This window comes from Streptomyces sp. NPDC087859 (assembly GCF_044742595.1).
GTDB lineage: Bacteria > Actinomycetota > Actinomycetes > Streptomycetales > Streptomycetaceae > Streptomyces > Streptomyces canus_F.
Window position 1 is genome coordinate 330,919 of the sequence record NZ_JBIUUU010000003.1, and the last position, 19,058, is coordinate 349,976.

The window sequence follows — 19,058 nt, forward strand, 5'->3', positions numbered from 1 at the left end:
GAACGGGTCAGACCAGCGTCACGCTGATGTTGCCGCGGGTCGCCTTCGAATACGGGCAGACCTGGTGGGCCTTCTCGAGGAGGGTCCTGGCGGTGTCGGCGTCGACGTTCGGGATCCGGGCCGAGATCTCGACGATGATCCCGAAGCCGTCGTCGTTCTTGCCGATGCCGACCTTCGCGGTGACCGTCGAGCCGGAGATGTCGGCCTTCTCCAGGCGGGCGACGACGCCGAGGGCGCCCTGGAAGCAGGCGCTGTAGCCGGCGGCGAACAGCTGCTCCGGATTGGTGCCCTCGCCGCTGCCGCCCATCTCCTTGGGCGGGTTCACGACGACGTCGAGCCTGCCGTCCTCGGTGGCCACCCGGCCGTCACGACCGTTCTCGGCGGTCGCGACGGCGGTGTAGAGGACGTCGGTCTGCTGGATGGACATGCGGTGTCTTCCTCCTAGGTCCGCCGCGCTCGCGCCCACGATCGACGACGGGTTTCGGAAAGAAGTTACCGCATGCCGGAAACCGACAGAAGACGTCAGACCTTGACGATCATCTTTCCGGTGTTGTCGCCGCGCAGGACGCCGAGGAAGGCCTCCAGGTTGTTCTCGATGCCCTCGACGACGGTCTCGCGGTACTTCAGCGCGCCCGAGGCGACCCAGGGCCCGACCTCCTGGACGAACTGGGACTGGAGGTCGTAGTGGTCGCTGACCAGGAAGCCCTCGATGCGGCCGCGGGTCGCGATGAGGCGGGCGAGGTTCTTCGGGCCGGCGACGGGCTCGGTGCTGTTGTAGACGGAGATCATGCCGCAGACGGCGATGCGGCCGCCCTCGTTGAGGGAGCCGATGGCGGCCTCCAGGTGGTCACCGCCGACGTTGTCGAAGTAGACGTCGACGCCCTCGGGAGCGGCGGCGCGCAGCTGCTCGCCCACCGGGCCGTTCTTGTAATTGAAGGCGGCGTCGAAGCCGTACTCCTCGACGAGGAGCTTGACCTTCTCATCGGAACCGGCCGAGCCGATGACCCGCGAGGCGCCCTTGAGCTTGGCGATCTGACCGACCTGGCTGCCGACGGCACCGGCCGCGCCGGACACGAAGACGCTGTCGCCCTCCTTGAAGACGGCGGTGCGCAGCAGGCCGGCGTAGGCGGTGAGGCCGGTCATGCCGAGGACGCCGAGGTACGTCGACAGGGGCGCGGCGTCCGGGTCGACCTTCACGGCCTGCGCGGCGTCGAACGTGGCGTACTCGCGCCAGCCGCCGAAGTGCAGGACGTGGTCGCCGACGGCTATGCCCTCCGCCTCGGAGGCGACGACCTCGCCGACCGCGCCGCCCTGCATCACCTTGCCGAGCTCGAAGGGGGCGACGTAGGACTTCGCGGCGCTCATGCGGCCGCGCATGTACGGATCGACGGACAGGTACTTGTTCCGTACGAGGACCTGCCCCTCGGCGGGCTGCCGGATCTCCGCCTCGACCAGGGCGAAGTCCTCGGTCTTGGGCCAGCCGACGGGGCGGGAGAGGAGGTGCCACTCGCGGTTGATCATGACGGAACCTTTCAGATTTACTTCAGTACCTTAAACAACCATGCTCCTGAATATTTCAGGTTGTCAAGTAATGGGAGTACGCTGGGGCCATGGCCACACCACAGAAGACCGCTCGTCCCGATGCGCTGACCCTTGAGGTCGTCGAGCTGATCGGGGACGTCGTGGCCCGTTTCTACGCGGATTTCGAGGACGCGGCGGCGGAGCACGCGCTGACCGGGGCGCAGGCTCGGCTGGTGAGTCTGCTGGCGCTGGAGCCGTTGCCGATGCGGAAGCTGGCGCACAAGTTGCGGTGCGAGCCGTCCAATGTCACCGGGATCGTGGATCGGCTGGAGTCGCGGGGGCTGGTGGAGCGGCGGCCGGATCCTGCGGATCGGCGGGTGAAGCTGGCGGCGGTGACGGAGGAAGGGCGGGCGGTGGCTCGCAGCCTTCGGGAGTCGTTGCGGTTCGCCCGGGAGCCGTTGGCGGGGTTGTCCGATGCGGAGCGGACGGTTTTCCGGGATCTGTTGCGGCGGATGCTGGGGGTTTGAGGCGGGGGGTGCGCGCCGGGCTGTTTTCGCCCCCGCCGCCCTTACCCGTTCCCATCCCCAGGGGCTGCCGCCCCTTCGACCCCGCCCCCAGGGGGCTGCGCCCCCTGGACCCCCATCGGCCCTGAAGGGGCCTCGTCCTCAAACGCCGGACGGGCTGGAAGATGCGGACCGGCGTCGAGGGGCGCAGCCGCCTTCGGGTGGGTGGGGGATCGGGACGGCAGGCCTTCGTCCTCGGACGCCCGACGGGCCGAAAGACACGGACCGGCACCGAGGGGCGCAGGCACCTGCGGGTGGGTGACGGACCGGCATGCCCCTGGAGTCGTCTCCTGTGACCCCAGGCGGGGCACCACCCGCGCCGGCGCAACGGCGAGCAGGGGACGTACCGGGGGGTGTCCGCCCGCAGCGTCGGGCGACCAACCAAGAGCACAGCCCCAGCACACAGCACCGCCCGACCGAGGACGGACACCCCCCGGTGCGGCACCGACCCCCAACCGGACCGGCATGCGCGACGCACGCCCCCACCGAAGCCGCCACGGGCCGCCGCAGGCATCCACCCGCCTAGGTGCACCACCACAGGAAGCGTTCGCACGACTGGGTCGGGGACGGGGCTGCCGTCGGGTCCGAGGTCGTCGGGTTCGACGTGGGGGTCGCGGAGGACGCCGGGGTCGTTGCCGCCGGGGCGGATGTGGTGAGGTTCGGGGCGGAGGCTCCCGCGGACTGGGTGCCCTTGTCGGGGCCCTTGGACTCCGAGGCCGAGGCCGAGGCCGACGGGGACTTCGAGGCGTCCGGTGATACCGAGGGCGGCGGGGTGGTTCCGTTCTCGTCGGTCAGCGGCTCGGCCGGCTTGCTCGCCTCCGCCTCGGCCGCGCCCTCCGCCGACTCACCCCCCGCCGCAGCGGGCGTCGACGACGAGCCGGGAGCGTCCATGCCGAGCTCCGCCAGGCTCAGACCACCGGCGGCAAGCAGGAAGCCCGCCGCGATCAGCAGGGTCCGCCGGCGCCGACGACGGTGCGCCGCCGCTTTGCGGTCACGGCGACTCGTACCACCGACGGCACCGCCCTCGTCGTCGTCCTCGAACTCGTCGGAGTCGTCGTAGCCCTCGGGCTCCTCATCGACCTCGGCAGCCCTGCCACCCCGGCCCCGCGCACGTCTTCGCGCCGCCCGACCACCACCCGCGGGCACGCCCACGGTCTCAGCCGCCTCGGCCCGCTCGTCACTCTGGTCGCCGCTCTCCGCGTCACCGCTCTCCGCGGCACCACCGCCCTCGGCCCCGTCGCCGTACGCCTCATAGGCGTCAGCGTCCGCCCCCGTGCCCGCCTGCTGCTGCATATACAGCTGTTGCGGCTGGGCGGCGGGATGCGGCTCGGCCGCCGCGTACGCGTGGAGTTGTTGAGCTGGGGTGCCGCAGCCCGGGCAGGCGAGGGCTCCGTTGAGGTGCCTTCGGCACGGGAGGCAGTAGTCCATGACGCGGGAAGATTAAGTTCCTGAGCGGCGGCGTTCCTAGAGGCTGCTGTGAAGGTTGTGTGGGGAACCAGCCATTCCGGCGCGGCGAGTTGAGGATCTTCTGCCCTCAAACCACCTGATCGCATCGAAAGCGACATCGCGCCGCAGCGGACCGGTTCCCCCTCCGCTCACGTTTCCTTACGGGTCGTCATGACGCGCTGGATCAGGATGAACGCACACAGCAGCACACCCGTGGCGATCTTCGTCCACCAGGAGCTGAGCGTGCCCTCGAACTGGATGATGCTCTTGATCAGCCCCAGGACGAGGACGCCGAACAGCGTGCCCACGACATAACCCGAACCACCCGTCAGCAGCGTGCCGCCGATGACCACCGCGGCGATCGCGTCGAGCTCCATGCCCACGGCGTGCAGCGGGTCGCCGGACTGGATGTAGAGCATGAAGAGCAGGCCCGCCAGAGCCGAGCAGAAGCCGCTCATCGTGTAGACCGCGATCTTCGTGCCGCCCAGCGGCAGGCCCATCAGCAGGGCCGACTGCTCGTTGCCGCCGATGGCGTAGATCCGGCGTCCGAAGCGGGTGTAGTGGAGCAGGTAGAACGCCCCGGCCAGGACGAGCAGGGCCACGATGGCACCGATCGACAGGTCCCCCACGCCCAGCGACACCCGCGTCTCGGCCAGACTGCTCACGGCCGAGTCGGTGATGGCGATCGACTCCTTGCTGATGACCAGGCACAGGCCCCGGAAGAGGAAGAGGCCCGCCAGCGTCACGATGAACGGCTGGATCTCGAAGTTGTGGATCACATAGCCCATGAGGAAGCCGCCGAACGCTCCCACGCCCAGCGATATGGGGATGACGACCAGCAGCGGCAGGCCCACGTCCTGCACCAGCCACGCCGTGAGCATCGTCGTGAAGCCGATCACCGAGCCCACGGACAGGTCGATGCCGCCGGACATGATGACGAAGGTGGCGCCGACGGCGGCGACCAGGAGATAGCTGTTGTCGATGAACAGGTTGAGGAACACCTGCGAGTCGCCGAAGCCGTAGTTCACATAGCGGCTCAGTCCGCCGATGTACATCGCGAGGAACAACGCCGCCGTGACCAGGACGGGCAGCCGCCGGTCACCGAGCAGGCGCGCGGCCTTGGACGGCGTACGGGTCTGCGGCGTCGTGGGGGTCTTGGTGGTCGTACTCATCACGACACCTCCATCTTGGGAGCGGAGTCGGCGGGCTCGGCGACCACGGCGGGCGCCGCCGGGGCCGCGGCCTTCGCGCGGGCGCCGAAGACCTTGGCGCGGAACTTCGGGGACTGGAGGAGGCAGACGACGATGACGACGGCGGCCTTGAAGACCAGGTTGGTCTGGGTCGGGACGCCGATCGTGTAGATCGTGGTGGTCAGGGTCTGGATGACCAGGGCTCCGACCACCGTGCCGCCGATCGAGAACCGGCCGCCCAGCAGCGAGGTGCCGCCGATCACCACGGCGAGGATCGCGTCGAGCTCGATCCACAGGCCGGCGTTGTTGCCGTCCGCGGCCGAGGTGTTGGAGCTGATCATCAGGCCCGCGATGCCCGCGCACAGGGCGCAGAAGACGTACACCATGATCTTGATACGGCGGGAGCGGATGCCGACCAGGCGGCTGGCCTCGGCGTTGCCGCCGACGGACTCGACGAGCAGGCCGAGGGCCGTGCGGCGGGTCAGCGCCACCGTGACGGCCACGACCGCAGCGACCACGAAGATGGAGAAGGGCAGGGTCAGCCAGTAGCCGCCGCCGATCAGCTTGTACGGCTCGCTGTTGATGGTGATGATCTGGCCGTCGGTGATCAGCTGGGCCACGCCCCGGCCGGCGACCATGATGATCAGCGTCGCGATGATCGGCTGGATGCCCATACGGGCGACCAGGAAGCCGTTCCAGAGGCCGCAGACGACCGCCGCTATCAGGCCCACGCCCATCGCCAGCAGCACTCCGGCCAGGGCGTCCTGGTCGGACTGGTCGCTGATGTACGAGCACGTCAGCGCGCCCGTGATGGCGACGACCGCGCCGACCGAGAGGTCGATGCCGCCGGTCGCGATGACCAGGGTCATGCCGACGGCCACCAGGATGAGGGGCGAGCCGAACAGCACGATCGAGACGAGGCTGCCGTAGAGGTGGCCGTCCGTCATACGGATGGCGAAGAAGTCGGGTGTGAAGGGGACGTTGACGAGCAGCAGGGCCACCAGGACCACGATCGGCCAGAAGAGGTTGTGGCGCGTCAGTGCTCGCCAGCGGGAGGTGGTGGTCACTGCTGTTCTCCGCTCGCGATGGTCTCGAGGATCTTGCTGGTGGTGATCTCGGGCCCGTTGGTGAGCTGCGCGACCAGCTTGCGGTCGCGCAGGACGCCGATGGTGTGGCTGAGGCGGAGGACCTCCTCCAGCTCGGCCGCGATGTAGAGCACGGACATGCCGTCCTCGGAGAGGGAGACCACCAGCTTCTGGATCTCCGTCTTGGCACCGATGTCGATGCCGCGCGTCGGCTCGTCGAGGATCAGCAGCTTCGGCTGGGTGATCAGCCAGCGGGCGAGGAGCACCTTCTGCTGGTTGCCGCCGCTCAACTGGCCCACCCGGGCCTCCGGGTTGGCGGGGCGGATGTCCAGCGCCTTGATGTACTTGGCGACCAGTTCGTCGCGCTGGGCGGTGGGGATGGGGCGGGTCCAGCCGCGGGACGCCTGGAGGGCGAGGATGATGTTCTCGCGGACCGTCAGGTCGGGGACCAGGCCCTCGGCCTTGCGGTTCTCCGAGCAGAACGCGACCCCGGCGCCGATGGCGTCGTTCGGGGCGCTCATCGCCACCTGCTTGCCGCCGATGGTGACCTTGCCGCTGTCGGGCTGGTCGGCGCCGAAGAGCAGTCTGGCCAGTTCGGTGCGGCCGGAGCCCAGCAGGCCCGCGAGGCCCACGACTTCGCCCTTCTTGATGTCCAGGTCGAAGGGGGCGATACCGCCGCTCCGGCCGAGGCCTTCCGCCTTCAGCAGCGACTCGCCGACGTCCGCGTGGAGTTGGTGGTCGTGGAGCTCCTCCAGCTGGTCCAGGGCCTTGCCGATCATCAGCTCGATCAGCCCGACCTGGTCCAGGTCGCGCACCAGGTGCTCGCCGACCAGAGTGCCGTTGCGCAGGACGGTCATGCGGTCGCAGATCTCGTAGATCTGGTCGAGGAAGTGCGAGACGAAGAGGATCGCGACGCCCTCGTCCCGCAACTGCCGCATCAAGCGGAACAGTTCGAGGACCTCGTCGCGGTCGAGGCTGGAGGTCGGTTCGTCCAGGACCAGCACCTTGGTGCCGGAGCCCGAGCCGTCGCTGTCGCCGGTGCCCACCGACCGTACGATCGCGACCAGTTGCTGCACCGCGAGGGGGTACGAGGACAGGGGTGCGGTGACGTCGATGTCGAGGCCGAGCCGGTCGACGAGTTCCGCGGCCTCCTTGCGCATGCGCTTCCACTGGATGCGGCCGGCGCGGGTGGGTTCACGGCCGATGAAGATGTTCTCCGCCACCGACAGGTTGGGGCAGAGGTTGACCTCCTGGTAGACCGTGCTGATACCGGCGTGCTGCGCCTGCAGCGGGCTGCCGATCCGCACGGTCCTGCCGTCGAGGGTGATGGTGCCTCCGTCCAGGGAGTAGACCCCCGTCAGCACCTTGATCAGGGTGGACTTCCCGGCTCCGTTCTCGCCCATCAGGGCATGGATCTCGCCGGGGAAGAGCCGGAAGTCGACGCCCGACAGAGCCCTTACCCCCGGAAACTCCTTGACTATGCCCGTCATCTCCAGGACGGGCTGCGGCTCTGCCATGGCAGCGCTCCTCTTGAACTCGTGCAATCGGTTCAGGCCCGCGGGGAGCCTCCGTGAGCCGAACCGAGCCGCGCTCGGTTCGGCGGGAGGCTCCCTGCCGGTGGTGCGGTCGGTCATCCCCGCGATCGGTCAATACCGCGGCCGGCCACTCACTACAGCGATCGATCCGGCACCGCGACCGGTCAGCACCGCCGCTCGGTCGACGCCCCAACCAGCAGGCACCACCGCTCGGTCGGCTCCGCCGGTCGGTCGGCACCCCCGGTCGGCAAGCACCGCCACTCGGTCGGCACCCCCAATCGGTCGGCACCCCCAATCGGCAAGCACCGCCGCTCGGTCGGCACCCCCAATCGGCAGGCGCTCCCGATCGGTCAGTACCGCCGGTCGGCAAGCGCCGCCAGTGGGTCGGCACCCCCGGTCGGCAAGCGCCCCCCGGTCGGTCAGTACCGCCGGTCGGCAGGCACCGCCGCTCGGTCGGCTCCGCCAGTCGGCAAGCACCGCCACTCGGTCGGCACCCCCAATCGGCAGGCGCTCCCGATCGGTCAGTACCGCCACTCGGTCGGCAGGCACCGCCGCTCGGTCGGCACCGCCAGTCGGTCGGCTCCGCCAGTCGGTCAGTACTTGCGGTCGGGGAGCGCGGCCTTGGCCTGGTCCTGCATGAAGTCGCTCTCCTTGGTCTTGATCCAGCGCTCGACCGAGCCGCCTTCGTGGACCGTCTTGACGACCTCCATCAGCTGGGGGCCGAGCAGCGGGTTGCACTCGACGATGGCGTTGATCTTGCCCTCGGACATGGCGATGAAGCCGTCCTTCACGCCGTCGACCGTGACGATGAGGATGTCCTTGCCGGGCTTCTTGCCGGCCGCCTCGATGGCCTGGATGGCGCCGATGCCCATGTCGTCGTTGTGGGCGTAGAGGACGTTGATGTCCGGGTTGGACTGCAGGAAGGCCGCCATGACCTGCTTGCCGCCGGCGCGGGTGAAGTCACCGGTCTGGCTGACGACGATCTTCCAGTCGTCGGCGTGGTCGGCGTCCATGACCTCCTTGAAGCCCTTGGCGCGCTCGATGGCGGGGGCGGCACCGGTGGTGCCCTCCAGCTGGGCGATCTTCACGTCGCCCTTGAGGCCGGCCTTCTCGATGACCTTCTCGAGGATCTTGGCGGCGCGGCGGCCCTCGTCGGTGAAGTCGGAGCCGACCAGGGTGACGTACAGGGACTCGTCGGAGGTCTCGACCGAGCGGTCGGTGAGGACCACCGGGATCTTCGCGGCCTTGGCCTCCTTGAGCACCGCGTCCCAGCCGGTGACGACCACCGGGGAGAAGGCGATGACGTCGACCTTCTGCGAGATGTAGCTGCGGATGGCGGAGATCTGGTTCTCCTGCTTCTGCTGGGCGTCGGAGAACTGCAGCTTGTAGCCCGCCTCCTTGGCCGCCGACTTCACCGAGTCGCTGTTGGCCGTGCGCCAGCCGCTCTCGGAGCCGACCTGGGAGAAGCCGAGGGTGATCGTCTTGCTGCCGCCGCTGCCGGTGGAGTCGCCGGAGCTGTCGTCCTCCTTGGCGCAGGCGGCCAGGGTGCCTGCCGCCGCGACGCCGATGGCCGCGGTGAGGAAGTTCCTTCTGTTGAGCATGTTCTTCTCCTTTGAAGAGCCGGTCCGGGGAGGACCGCTGTTACTCGCGAGGACCGACTCACTGCGTCCAGCCTGTCGATCATTATTCGAAATATCGGTCACACTGGTGTACGAATTGTGACCGTTGGTGTCGTAGGGCCGTGTCAGTCGGGAGCGGTACTGGCCCGGACGACGAGGTGGGGTTCGATGGCGACTCCGGGCACCCCTGAGGGAGCCCGCCCCTCGATGAGATCCAGCAGCAGGGCGATGCTGTGCTTGCCCACCGTCGCGAAGTCCTGCCGGACGGTGGTGAGCGGCGGAGCGAAGAACTCCGATTCCGGGATGTCGTCGAAGCCGACCACCGCGACGTCCTGGGGAGTGCGCACGCCCGCCTCACGCAGCGCCCGCAACGCCCCCAGTGCCATCTGGTCGTTGGCGACGAAGACGGCGGTGAGTCCACGGCCCACCCAGCCGGCCAGTTCCTGGCCCGCACGGTAGCCCGAAAGCGGACTCCAGTCCCCCCGCAGCGGCGTAGGCGGCTCGATGCCCGCCGCTTCGAGGGTCGCCCGCCAGCCGGTCTCCCGGTCGGCCGCCTCCTGCCAGTCCTCGGGCCCGGCGAGATGCCAGACCGTCCGGTGGCCGGCGGCCAGCAGATGACCGGTGGCCAGGCGTGCGCCCAGTTGCTGGTCCACGTTGACGCTGGGGATCTCCGCGCCGGACCCGGTACCGACCGCCACCACCGGGAAGGGGTGGCGGAGTTCGGCGAGGGCCTCGACCGCGGAGCGCTGTGGAGCGAGGGCGATGACCCCCTCCACCCCGCCCTCGCTGAGATGGTCCAGGGCCTCGGAGAGCGTCTCCACCGCCAGCCTGCGCAGACTGACCGTCGAGACGGTGTACCCGGCGGCGCGCGCCGCGTCCTCCAGTGCGAACAGGGTGCTGGCCGGTCCGTAGAGCGTGGTGTTGGAGGCGACCACGCCCAGGGTCCGGGTGCGCCGGGTGACGAGTGCCCGGGCGGAGGAGTTGCGGCGGTAGCCCATCTCCTCGATCGCACGCAGCACTCTGGCCCGTGTCTCGTCCCGGACGTTGGGGTGGTCTCCCAGCACCCGGGACACGGTCTGGTGGGACACGCCGGCGAGGCGTGCCACGTCGGCCATGGTGGGCGGCCGGAGCTGCAAGTGGTTCACGGTCGCACCCCCCTGGCGATCACTGATGAAAGCACCACCGACACGATGCTCGTACCTCCTCGGATGCCGGCAGGCATCGATCGGTGAATGCGGAGGTCATTGTGAGCGCTAACAATTCACGGCGGTCAAGAGGGCTGCAGCAGGGAAGGTGTCACGGTTGAATAACGCGCCTGGCTGGGAGAGTTGAGATGCCGGACGGATGTGCACGTCACCAAAACCGTTACGCCGTTCGACCACCCGACCCATTGACACCCCGACCACGTCGTCCTTACGGTCGGGCCAGCATTTCGAACGTGAGCCGAAATTTCGAACAAGCTGGAAAGTCTAGGGAGTAGCTGACGTGCGCATCACGGGAATCAGCACGCACGTGGTCGGGACGCCATGGCGCAACCTGACCTACGTCCAGGTGCACACCGACGAGGGACTCACCGGAGTCGGCGAGACCCGCATGCTGGGCCACACCGACGCTCTGCTCGGCTATCTGCACGAGGCAGAGGCCAACCACATTCTCGGGTCGGACCCGTTCGCTGTCGAGGACCTCGTCAAGCGGATGAAGTACGGCGACTACGGGCGGGCCGGCGAGATCGTCATGTCCGGCATCGCCGTGATCGAGATGGCCTGCTGGGACATCAAGGGCAAGGCCCTGGGCGTCCCGGTCTGGCAGTTGCTCGGCGGCAAGGTCACCGACAAGGTCAAGGCGTACGCCAACGGCTGGTACACCACGGAGCGCACCCCGGAGGCCTACCACAAGGCCGCCCAGGGGGTCATGGAGCGCGGGTACAAGGCGCTCAAGATCGACCCCTTCGGCACCGGGCACTTCGAGCTCGACCACGAGCAGAGCATGTACGCCGTCTCCCTCATCGAGGCCGTCCGGGACGCCATCGGCCCCGAGGCCGAGCTGATGCTGGAGATGCACGGCCGGTTCTCCCCCGCCACCGCCGTGCGCCTGGCCCGGGACCTCGCCCCCTTCAAGCCCGCGTGGCTGGAGGAGCCGGTGCCGCCGGAGAACCTGAAGGCGCTGGAGAAGGTCGCCGCCAAGGTCGACATGCCGGTCGCCACCGGTGAGCGGATCCACGACCGTATCGAGTTCCGCGAGCTCTTCGAGAGCCAGGCCGTGGACATCATCCAGCCCGACGTCGGCCACATCGGCGGCATCTGGGAGACCCGGAAGCTGGCCGCGACCGCCGAGACCCACTACATGCTGGTCGCGCCCCACAACGTGGGCGGGCCGGTACTGACCGCCGCCTCGCTCCAGGTCGGTTTCACCGCGCCGAACTTCAAGATCCTCGAGCACTTCAACGATTTCGCCGACGCGGACATCAAGAAGGTCGTCAAGGGCGCCCCGCAGGTCGTGGACGGCTACTTCCACCTCTCCGACGCCCCCGGCCTCGGAGTCGAGCTGGACGTCGACGCCGCCGCCGAGTTCCCGCAGCAGCAGGCCCGCTTCGACCTGTGGGCCGACGGCTGGGAGCAGCGCAAGCCGAAGGGCACCGCGCAGTGAGCACCGCCGTCGTCGTCGCGGCGCCGGGCGAGCACGAGCTCGTCGAGCACACCCCTCGCGAGCCCGCTGCCGGGGAGGCCCTGGTCCGCGTCCACGCGGTCGGCATCTGCGGCAGCGACCGCGAGGTGTACCAGGGCAACCGGCCCGAGGGGTACGTCCGTTACCCGCTCACCCCCGGCCACGAGTGGTCGGGCACGGTCGAGGCGGTGGGCTCCGGGGTTCCGGCCTCGCTGGTCGGCCGCAAGGTGGTGGGCGAGGGCTTTCGCAACTGCCAGGTCTGCGACCGCTGCCACGCGGGCGAGACCACGCTGTGCACGGCGGGCTACGAGGAGACCGGGTTCACCCAGCCCGGTGCCATGGCCACCACGCTCACGCTGCCGGCCCGGCTGCTGCACGCCCTCCCGGACGACGCCGACCTGACGGCGGCGGCACTTCTGGAGCCCGCCGCGTGCATCGCGGCCGCCGCGCTCAAGGCGAACGCGCGGCCCGGTGAGCGGGTCGCCGTGGTGGGCACGGGCACGCTCGGGATGTTCGCCGTGCAGTTCCTGAAGGCGGGTTCGCCCTCGGAGCTGCTGGTGGTCGGTACCCGCCCGGACCGTGCGGAGTTGTCGAAGAAGTTCGGCGCCACCGACTTCCGCACCCGGGACCAGGAACTGCCCGACGACTTCGACGTCGTCATCGAGACCGCAGGGTCGGCCTCCGCCGCGAACACCGCGGCCGCGCTGCTCAGGCGCGGTGGCCGGCTCGTCCTCACGGGTATCCCGGCGCCGGGTGCCGACGGCCTCGACCCGACCGATCTCGTCGTACGGCAGCTGGAGGTGCACACCGTGTTCGGGGCACCGCCGGACGCCTGGGCGCACACCGTGCGGGTCTTCGGGGCCGGGCTGCTCGATCCGCTGCCGCTCGTCACGCACGAGCTGCCGCTGGATGAGTTCGCGCAGGCCATCGACTTGGTGGGGTCCGGCGACCCGAAGGTCGGCAAGGTCCTCCTGCGACCGTGACACACCTCTGAGCCGTACGCCGGTGCGGGGTACCTGACGACTTCGTACCGGCGTACACCCAAGGCCTTCCCCAGAGCCGCGACCCTCGTCCGAAATATCGAACCTGAAGGACAGCTTGTGACCGACACCACCGCCAGCGCGGCCCGACGACCCGGTGAGCAGGCGCTCGCTGCGCTCGGCCTGAACGCGCCCGCGCACGATCCCGCCGACGCCTCCCCGCACTCCTTCCCCGGAGGCGGACGCTGGCGCACCGAAGTGCCCTCCGTGGAAGGCCCCGAGGCCCTCGCCGTGGTCCTCAAGGAGACCTCGCGGCTCGATGTGCCGGTGCACCGGGTCAGCCAGGGCAGCGGCGTGTGGATGCTCACCGACGCCGAGATCACCGAGATGGTGGAGGCGACCGCCGAGCGCGACATCGAGCTCTGCCTGTTCACCGGCCCCCGCGGCACCTGGGACATCGGCGGCTCGACCCGGACCGACTCCCGGGGCGGCGGGCTGCGTGCCCGGGGGCACGACGCGGTCGCCGGGTGTGTCGAGGACGCTGTCCGCGCCACCGAGCTGGGTGTGCAGTGCCTCCTCGTCGCCGACGAGGGCGTGCTGTGGGCGCTGCACCGGGCGCGGGTCGCCGGGATCATCCCGGCCGACACGACCCTCAAGGTGTCGGCGCTGATCGGACCGGTGAACCCGGCCGCGTACGCCGTCTACGAGAACCTCGGCGGCGACTCGATCAACGTGCCCAGCGACCTGACACTGGATCACCTCACCGAGATCCGCCGGGTGTCGGGCGCTCCCATGGACATGTACATCGAGGCCCCCGACGATCTCGGCGGCTATGTGCGGATGTACGAGGTCGCCGAGCTGATCCGGCGCGGCGCACCGCTCTATCTGAAGTTCGGCCTGTCGAAGGCCCCGGGGATCTACCCGTACGGGCATCACATGCGCGAGCTCACGCTGTCCACCGCCAAGGAAAGAGTGCGGCGCGGACGGCTCGCCCTGGACCTGCTCGCACGGCATGGAGCGGACGGCGACATGGCGCCGCTCGGCTCGCGACTGCCGGGCGCGCTCAAGCGATTCGAAACGCCTGCATAACGTTCCGGACAACGCCCCTTCACAGAAGTCCACGGAGTCACACAGACTCCGACACAACTTCTCTCGGTCGACCCGCACCACCGACAGGCGCCCGCACCGCCGGATCGCCCCATGGCCTCTAGAACATCAAGGAAGATGATCATGCTGAACCGTAGAGCCGCCCTCTCCGCCATAGCCACCTCGGCCGTCCTCGCCCTCACCCTGTCCGCCTGCGGCCAGGACAGCGAAGGGGGCAGTGCGGAGGAATCGGGCAGCGCCAAGGGCGGCACCATCGGCATCTCGATGCCGACCAAGTCCTCCGAGCGCTGGATCGCCGACGGCAAGAACGTCGTGGCGGACCTGGAGGCCAAGGGCTACAAGACCAGCCTGGTCTACGGCGAGGACGACCCGGAGAACCAGGTCTCGCAGATCGAGAACCTGATCACCAAGGGCGTCAAGGCGATCATCGTCGCGGCGATCGACAACAAGTCCCTCAACGGCGTGCTCCAGCAGGCCAAGGACGCCAACATCCCGGTCATCGCCTACGACCGCCTCATCCTCGGCACGGCCAACGTCGACTACTACGCGTCCTTCGACAACACCAAGGTCGGCGAGCTCCAGGCCAACTACATCGTCGAGAAGCTCGGTCTGAAGGAGGGCAAGGGCCCCTTCAACATCGAGCTGTTCGCCGGCTCCAACGACGACAACAACACGAAGTACTTCTTCGGCGGCGCGATGAGCGTCCTGAAGCCGTACATCGACAGCAAGAAGCTGGTCGTCCAGTCCGGCCAGACCGGCCTCACCCAGGTCACCACGCTGCGCTGGGACGGCGCCACGGCGCAGAAGCGCATGGACGACATCCTCACCAAGTCGTACTCCAGCAAGAAGGTCGACGCGGTCCTCTCGCCGTACGACGGCATCTCGATCGGCATCCTGTCGGCGCTGAAGTCCGACGGCTACGGCACCAAGGCCAAGCCGCTCCCGGTCCTCACCGGCCAGGACGCCGAGCTCGCCTCGGTGAAGTCGATCATCGCGGGCCAGCAGACGCAGACCGTCTACAAGGACACCCGTGAGCTCGCCAAGGTCGCCGGCAGCATGGTCGACGCGGTCCTGAACGGCAAGAAGCCGGAGACCAACGACACCAAGACCTACGACAACGGCTCCAAGGTCGTCCCCGCCTTCCTCCTGAAGCCGGTGAGCGTCGACAAGAGCAACTACAAGCAGGTCCTGGTCGACGGCGGCTACTACACCGAGGGCGACCTCAAGTAGTCCTGCACCGCCTGTAGACAGAACAGAGATTGGAAGGCACGACCATGGCGGGACCCGTCCTGGAAATGCGCTCGATCGTCAAGACCTTTCCCGGTGTCAAAGCGCTCTCGGACGTCACACTGACCGTCCGGCAGGGCGAGGTCCACGCCATCTGCGGTGAGAACGGCGCCGGCAAGTCCACCTTGATGAAGGTGCTCTCCGGCGTCCATCCGCACGGCACGTACGAGGGCGAGATCCTCTTCGAGGGAGAGAGCTGCGCGTTCAAGGACATCCGCGCGAGCGAGGATCGCGGCATCGTGATCATCCACCAGGAACTCGCGCTGGTGCCCTACCTCTCCCTCGCGGAGAACATCTTCCTCGGCAACGAGCACGCCAAGGGCGGGCTCATCGACTGGCGCGAGACCCTGCGGCACGCCAGTGAGCTGCTGCGCCGGGTCGGTCTGAGTGACCACCCGGAGACCCGCGTCGCCGACATCGGCGTGGGCAAGCAGCAGCTCGTGGAGATCGCCAAGGCGCTCTCGAAGAAGGTGAAGCTGCTCATCCTCGACGAGCCGACCGCGGCTCTCAACGACGAGGACAGCGGCAAACTCCTGGATCTCATCCTGGAGTTGAAGAAGCAGGGCATCACCTCGATCATCATCTCCCACAAGCTCAACGAGATCCGCAAGGTCGCCGACTCGGTGACCATCCTGCGCGACGGGCAGACGATCGAGACGCTCGACGTGAAGGCCGAGAGCACCAGCGAGGACCGGATCATCTCCGGCATGGTCGGCCGCGACCTCGACCACCGCTTCCCCGAACGCACCGCGTACAAGGGCGAGTCGGAAGAGGCCCCGGCGCTCGAGATCCGGGACTGGACCGTGCACCACCCGATCGACCAGGCGCGCAAGGTGGTCGACGACGTGTCGATCAACGTCAAGCGCGGGGAGATCGTCGGCATCGCGGGCCTGATGGGTGCGGGACGTACCGAACTCGCCATGAGCGTCTTCGGCCGCTCCTACGGCCGGCACGCGGGCGGCACCGTCCTCAAGGACGGCACGGAGATCCGTACCAAGACCGTGTCCGAGGCGGTCGGACACGGCATCGCGTACGTCACCGAGGACCGCAAGCACTACGGCCTCAACCTCATCGACACCATCAACCGCAACATCTCGCTCAGCGCGCTGGGCAAGGTGGCCAAGCGGGGGATCGTCGACGAGCACGAGGAGCGGAAGGTCGCCGAGGGCTTCCGCAAGACCATGAACATCAAGGCGCCGACCGTCTTCGAGCCGGTGGGCAAGCTGTCCGGCGGCAACCAGCAGAAGGTCGTCCTCAGCAAGTGGATCTTCGCGGGTCCCGATGTGCTGATCCTGGACGAGCCCACGCGTGGCATCGACGTGGGCGCCAAGTTCGAGATCTACACCGTCATCGACCAGCTGGCCGCCCAGGGCAAGGCGGTCGTCTTCATCTCGTCCGAGCTGCCGGAACTGCTCGGCATGTGCGACCGCATCTACACGATGGCCGCCGGCCGGCTGACCGGCGAGTTCTCTCGGGAAGAGGCCTCGCAGGAATCGTTGATGCGCCAGATGACCAAGGACAAAGAGGTAACCCGATGAGCACCGACGTGACCAAGAGCCCGGCGGTGGTCCCGCCCGGCAAGAGCGGAGGACCGTCCTCCGACAGCGGGTTGCTGCAGCTGATGCTGGACGGCCTGCGCCGCAACATGCGCCAGTACGGCATGCTGATCGCCCTCGGCCTGATCGTCGCCCTCTTCGCCGTCTGGACCGACGGCGTCCTGCTGGAGCCGCGCAACGTCTCCAACCTGGTCCTCCAGAACGCCTACGTCCTGATCCTCGCGATCGGCATGATGCTGGTCATCATCTCGGGCCACATCGACCTGTCGGTCGGCTCGTTGACGGCGTTCGTGGGCGCGTTCGCGGCCGTGCTGACCGTGCAGCACAACGTGTCGTGGCCGGTCGCGGTGGCGCTGAGCCTGGTGGTCGGCGCGGTGGCGGGCGGCATCCAGGGCTTCTTCATCGCGTATCTCGGCATACCGTCGTTCATCGTCACCCTCGCCGGCATGCTGATCTTCCGTGGCTTCACCGAGATCCTGCTGGAAGGCCAGACTCTCAGCCCGTTCCCGAGCGGCCTGGAGAAGATGGGCAACGGCTTCCTGCCGGAGACGGGCCCGGACACCAACTACCACAACATCACGCTGCTGCTCGGCCTGGTCCTGATCGTCTTCGTGGTCCTCCAGGAGATCCGGGACCGCAAGCGCCAGCAGGAGTTCGCCCTGGACGTGGTGCCGCGCAACCTCTTCCTGCTGAAGCTCGTCTCGATCGTCGCCGCGGTCCTCGTCGTGACGATGCTGCTCGCCAGCTACAAGGGCGCGCCGATCATCCTCCTCATCCTGGGCGGGCTGGTCGTCGGCTACGGCTACCTCATGCGCAACGCCGTCTTCGGCCGTCACATCTACGCGATCGGCGGCAACCTGCCGGCGGCGAAGCTGTCGGGTGTGAAGGACAAGAAGGTCGTCTTCCTCGTCTTCCTGAACATGGGCGCGCTCGCGGCCCTGGCGGGTCTGGCGATCGCCGCGCGACTGAACGCGGCCTCCCCGAAGGCGGGTCTGAACTACGAACTCGAGGCCATCGCCTCGGCGTTCATCGGCGGCGCGTCCATGAGCGGCGGTGTCGGCACCGTCCTCGGCGCGATCATCGGCGGTCTCGTCCTCGGCGTCCTGAACAACGGCATGAACCTCCTCAGCGTCGGCTCCGACTGGCAGCAGGTCATCAAGGGCATGGCCCTGCTGGCCGCGGTCGGCTTCGACGTCTGGAACAAGCGCAAGTCCGGTTCGTAGACCGGATCGACCGGATCGGGCCCCGTCGCAAGGCGGGGCCCTTCCCATGGGAGGAGACAAGCACCGGTGAAGGAACTCTTCGGCGAGCTCGCCGACGGCACCGAGATCCACCGCTGGTCGCTGGAGAACGGCGGCACCCGTCTGAAGGTCCTGTCCTACGGCGGGATCGTGCAGTCCCTGGAGGTCCCCGACCGGCACGGCCGGTACGCCGACGTCTGTCTCGGCTTCGCCCGGATCCAGGAGTACGTCGCCGCCAGCCCGTACTTCGGGGCGCTGATCGGCCGCTACGGCAACCGCATCGGCAAGGGCCGCTACACCCTGGACGGCGAGACGTACCAACTGTCCGTCGACGACGGCGAGAACAGCCTGCACGGCGGCGCCGAGGGCTTCGACCGGCGAGTGTGGGACATCGAGCCGTTCACCGACGGCACCGACATCGGACTGCGCCTGTCCTACACCTCCGCCGACGGCGAGATGGGCCACCCGGGCACGCTCCGGGTGAAGGTGACGTACACCCTCACCGGGCACGGCGACTGGCGTATCGACTACGAGGCCTCCACCGACAGGGCCACCGTCGTCAACCTCACCAGCCACGTCTACTGGAACCTCGCCGGGGCGGGCAGCGGCACGATCGAGGACCACGAGCTCCGGCTCGCCGCGTCCCGCTACACACCCACCGACCCGGGTCTGATCCCGACCGGTGAAGTCGCACCGGTCGAGGGCACCCCCTTCGACTTCCGCGAGACCAAGCCGATCGGCCGGGACCTGCGCGCCGGGCACCCGCAACTGCTCGCCGCCAAGGGCTACGACCACAACTGGGTGCTGGACAAGGGCGTCACGGCCGGGCCGGAGCCCGTCGCGACCCTCCACGAACCGTCCTCCGGGCGCACTCTGAGGATCGCCACCAGCGAGCCGGGCCTGCAGTTCTACTCGGGCAACTTCCTCGACGGCACCCTGGTCGGACCGGGCGGACGCAGCTACCGTCAGGGCGATGCGCTGTGCCTGGAGACACAGCACTATCCTGACTCCCCGAACCATCCGTCGTTCCCCTCGACCGTGCTGCGACCGGGCGAGACGTACCGCACGACGACGATTCACTCGTTCCACGCGTGACACCGTGCCACCTGTGAAACTCCTTCACAGGTGGCACACAATTTCTTACCGGTTTCTCAGCGGTTGAACAGCGCCACCGCAGCCTTCGTATGTATGGGCGGCCCGTGCTCCCCCGCGCGGGCCACCTAAAGACGACGGTCCCGGTCGTCCCCACCGGGTCCGCCCCATA

The 19,058-nt window shown here is 68.5% G+C and carries 16 protein-coding genes; 8 read left to right on the forward strand and 8 right to left on the reverse strand.

Features of this window, described 5'->3' with window-relative positions; translation table 11 throughout:
- Positions 1-7 precede the first annotated feature (7 nt).
- Complete coding sequence (locus ACIOHP_RS08915) at positions 8-427, reverse strand: organic hydroperoxide resistance protein (protein ID WP_361540241.1); 420 nt, start codon at positions 425-427, stop codon at positions 8-10.
- A gap of 95 nt (positions 428-522) precedes the next feature.
- Positions 523-1,521, reverse strand: coding sequence for an NADP-dependent oxidoreductase (locus ACIOHP_RS08920; RefSeq protein WP_401884771.1), 999 nt, complete (start codon positions 1,519-1,521; stop codon positions 523-525).
- Between the two features lie 89 nt (positions 1,522-1,610).
- Between ACIOHP_RS08920 and ACIOHP_RS08925 the strand changes: the two genes are divergently transcribed.
- Entirely contained in the window at positions 1,611-2,048 is a 438-nt protein-coding gene (locus ACIOHP_RS08925) for a MarR family winged helix-turn-helix transcriptional regulator (RefSeq protein ID WP_307031395.1), read from the forward strand.
- A gap of 558 nt (positions 2,049-2,606) precedes the next feature.
- On the opposite strand, the gene ACIOHP_RS08930 is transcribed toward ACIOHP_RS08925, so the two are convergent.
- From ACIOHP_RS08930 to ACIOHP_RS08955, 6 genes are all read right to left on the reverse strand, one after another.
- Positions 2,607-3,512: a hypothetical protein gene (locus ACIOHP_RS08930; protein ID WP_401884777.1), complete on the reverse strand. Its 906-nt coding sequence runs from the start codon at positions 3,510-3,512 to the stop codon at positions 2,607-2,609.
- Positions 3,513-3,679: 167 nt separating this feature from the next.
- Positions 3,680-4,702, reverse strand: a complete 1,023-nt coding sequence (yjfF, locus tag ACIOHP_RS08935; protein WP_266892969.1) for a galactofuranose ABC transporter, permease protein YjfF — start codon at positions 4,700-4,702, stop codon at positions 3,680-3,682.
- A complete protein-coding gene (locus tag ACIOHP_RS08940; protein WP_361540256.1) occupies positions 4,702-5,787 on the reverse strand; it encodes an ABC transporter permease in 1,086 nt (361 codons plus the stop codon). The genes yjfF and ACIOHP_RS08940 overlap by 1 nt, the downstream gene beginning before the upstream one ends.
- Entirely contained in the window at positions 5,784-7,322 is a 1,539-nt protein-coding gene (locus ACIOHP_RS08945; RefSeq protein WP_361540259.1) for a sugar ABC transporter ATP-binding protein, read from the reverse strand. Before ACIOHP_RS08945 ends, ACIOHP_RS08940 begins: the two co-directional genes overlap by 4 nt.
- 611 nt (positions 7,323-7,933) lie before the next feature.
- Positions 7,934-8,941: an ABC transporter substrate-binding protein gene (locus ACIOHP_RS08950; RefSeq protein ID WP_361540262.1), complete on the reverse strand. Its 1,008-nt coding sequence runs from the start codon at positions 8,939-8,941 to the stop codon at positions 7,934-7,936.
- Between the two features lie 143 nt (positions 8,942-9,084).
- The gene (locus tag ACIOHP_RS08955) at positions 9,085-10,104 is read right to left on the reverse strand and encodes a LacI family DNA-binding transcriptional regulator (protein ID WP_401884786.1); all 1,020 of its coding nucleotides are present in this window, start codon (positions 10,102-10,104) and stop codon (positions 9,085-9,087) included.
- Between the two features lie 340 nt (positions 10,105-10,444).
- On the opposite strand from ACIOHP_RS08955, the gene ACIOHP_RS08960 reads away from it, so the two are divergent.
- The 7 genes from ACIOHP_RS08960 to ACIOHP_RS08990 all read left to right on the forward strand — a co-directional run bounded on the left by ACIOHP_RS08960 (position 10,445) and on the right by ACIOHP_RS08990 (position 18,889).
- Entirely contained in the window at positions 10,445-11,605 is a 1,161-nt protein-coding gene (locus ACIOHP_RS08960) for a mandelate racemase/muconate lactonizing enzyme family protein (protein ID WP_361540266.1), read from the forward strand.
- A complete protein-coding gene (locus ACIOHP_RS08965) occupies positions 11,602-12,606 on the forward strand; it encodes a zinc-binding dehydrogenase (RefSeq protein WP_401884790.1) in 1,005 nt (334 codons plus the stop codon). The genes ACIOHP_RS08960 and ACIOHP_RS08965 overlap by 4 nt, the downstream gene beginning before the upstream one ends.
- 117 nt (positions 12,607-12,723) lie before the next feature.
- Positions 12,724-13,692, forward strand: a complete 969-nt coding sequence (locus ACIOHP_RS08970; RefSeq protein ID WP_361540272.1) for a hypothetical protein — start codon at positions 12,724-12,726, stop codon at positions 13,690-13,692.
- Positions 13,693-13,833: 141 nt separating this feature from the next.
- Positions 13,834-14,940, forward strand: a complete 1,107-nt coding sequence (chvE, locus tag ACIOHP_RS08975) for a multiple monosaccharide ABC transporter substrate-binding protein (protein WP_327716891.1) — start codon at positions 13,834-13,836, stop codon at positions 14,938-14,940.
- 44 nt (positions 14,941-14,984) lie between these two features.
- A complete protein-coding gene (gene mmsA / locus ACIOHP_RS08980; RefSeq protein ID WP_361540275.1) occupies positions 14,985-16,535 on the forward strand; it encodes a multiple monosaccharide ABC transporter ATP-binding protein in 1,551 nt (516 codons plus the stop codon).
- Positions 16,532-17,776 carry a multiple monosaccharide ABC transporter permease gene (mmsB, locus tag ACIOHP_RS08985; protein ID WP_327716893.1) on the forward strand — a complete coding sequence of 415 codons (1,245 nt, stop codon included), beginning with the start codon at positions 16,532-16,534 and terminating at the stop codon, positions 17,774-17,776. Before mmsA ends, mmsB begins: the two co-directional genes overlap by 4 nt.
- 66 nt (positions 17,777-17,842) lie before the next feature.
- Positions 17,843-18,889 carry an aldose epimerase family protein gene (locus ACIOHP_RS08990; protein ID WP_401884798.1) on the forward strand — a complete coding sequence of 349 codons (1,047 nt, stop codon included), beginning with the start codon at positions 17,843-17,845 and terminating at the stop codon, positions 18,887-18,889.
- Positions 18,890-19,058 lie beyond the last annotated feature (169 nt).

Bases quoted from the DNA above. Each gene is read 5' to 3' on its own strand.
- ACIOHP_RS08945 (WP_361540259.1), bottom strand. From the start codon at position 7,322: ATGGCAGAGCCGCAGCCCGTCCTGGAGATGACGGGCATAGTCAAGGAG.
- ACIOHP_RS08920 (WP_401884771.1), bottom strand. From the start codon at position 1,521: ATGATCAACCGCGAGTGGCACCTCCTCTCCCGCCCCGTCGGCTGGCCC.
- ACIOHP_RS08915 (WP_361540241.1), bottom strand. From the start codon at position 427: ATGTCCATCCAGCAGACCGACGTCCTCTACACCGCCGTCGCGACCGCC.
- ACIOHP_RS08950 (WP_361540262.1), bottom strand. From the start codon at position 8,941: ATGCTCAACAGAAGGAACTTCCTCACCGCGGCCATCGGCGTCGCGGCG.
- mmsB (WP_327716893.1), top strand. From the start codon at position 16,532: ATGAGCACCGACGTGACCAAGAGCCCGGCGGTGGTCCCGCCCGGCAAG.
- yjfF (WP_266892969.1), bottom strand. From the start codon at position 4,702: ATGAGTACGACCACCAAGACCCCCACGACGCCGCAGACCCGTACGCCG.
- mmsA (WP_361540275.1), top strand. From the start codon at position 14,985: ATGGCGGGACCCGTCCTGGAAATGCGCTCGATCGTCAAGACCTTTCCC.
- ACIOHP_RS08930 (WP_401884777.1), bottom strand. From the start codon at position 3,512: ATGGACTACTGCCTCCCGTGCCGAAGGCACCTCAACGGAGCCCTCGCC.
- ACIOHP_RS08925 (WP_307031395.1), top strand. From the start codon at position 1,611: ATGGCCACACCACAGAAGACCGCTCGTCCCGATGCGCTGACCCTTGAG.
- chvE (WP_327716891.1), top strand. From the start codon at position 13,834: ATGCTGAACCGTAGAGCCGCCCTCTCCGCCATAGCCACCTCGGCCGTC.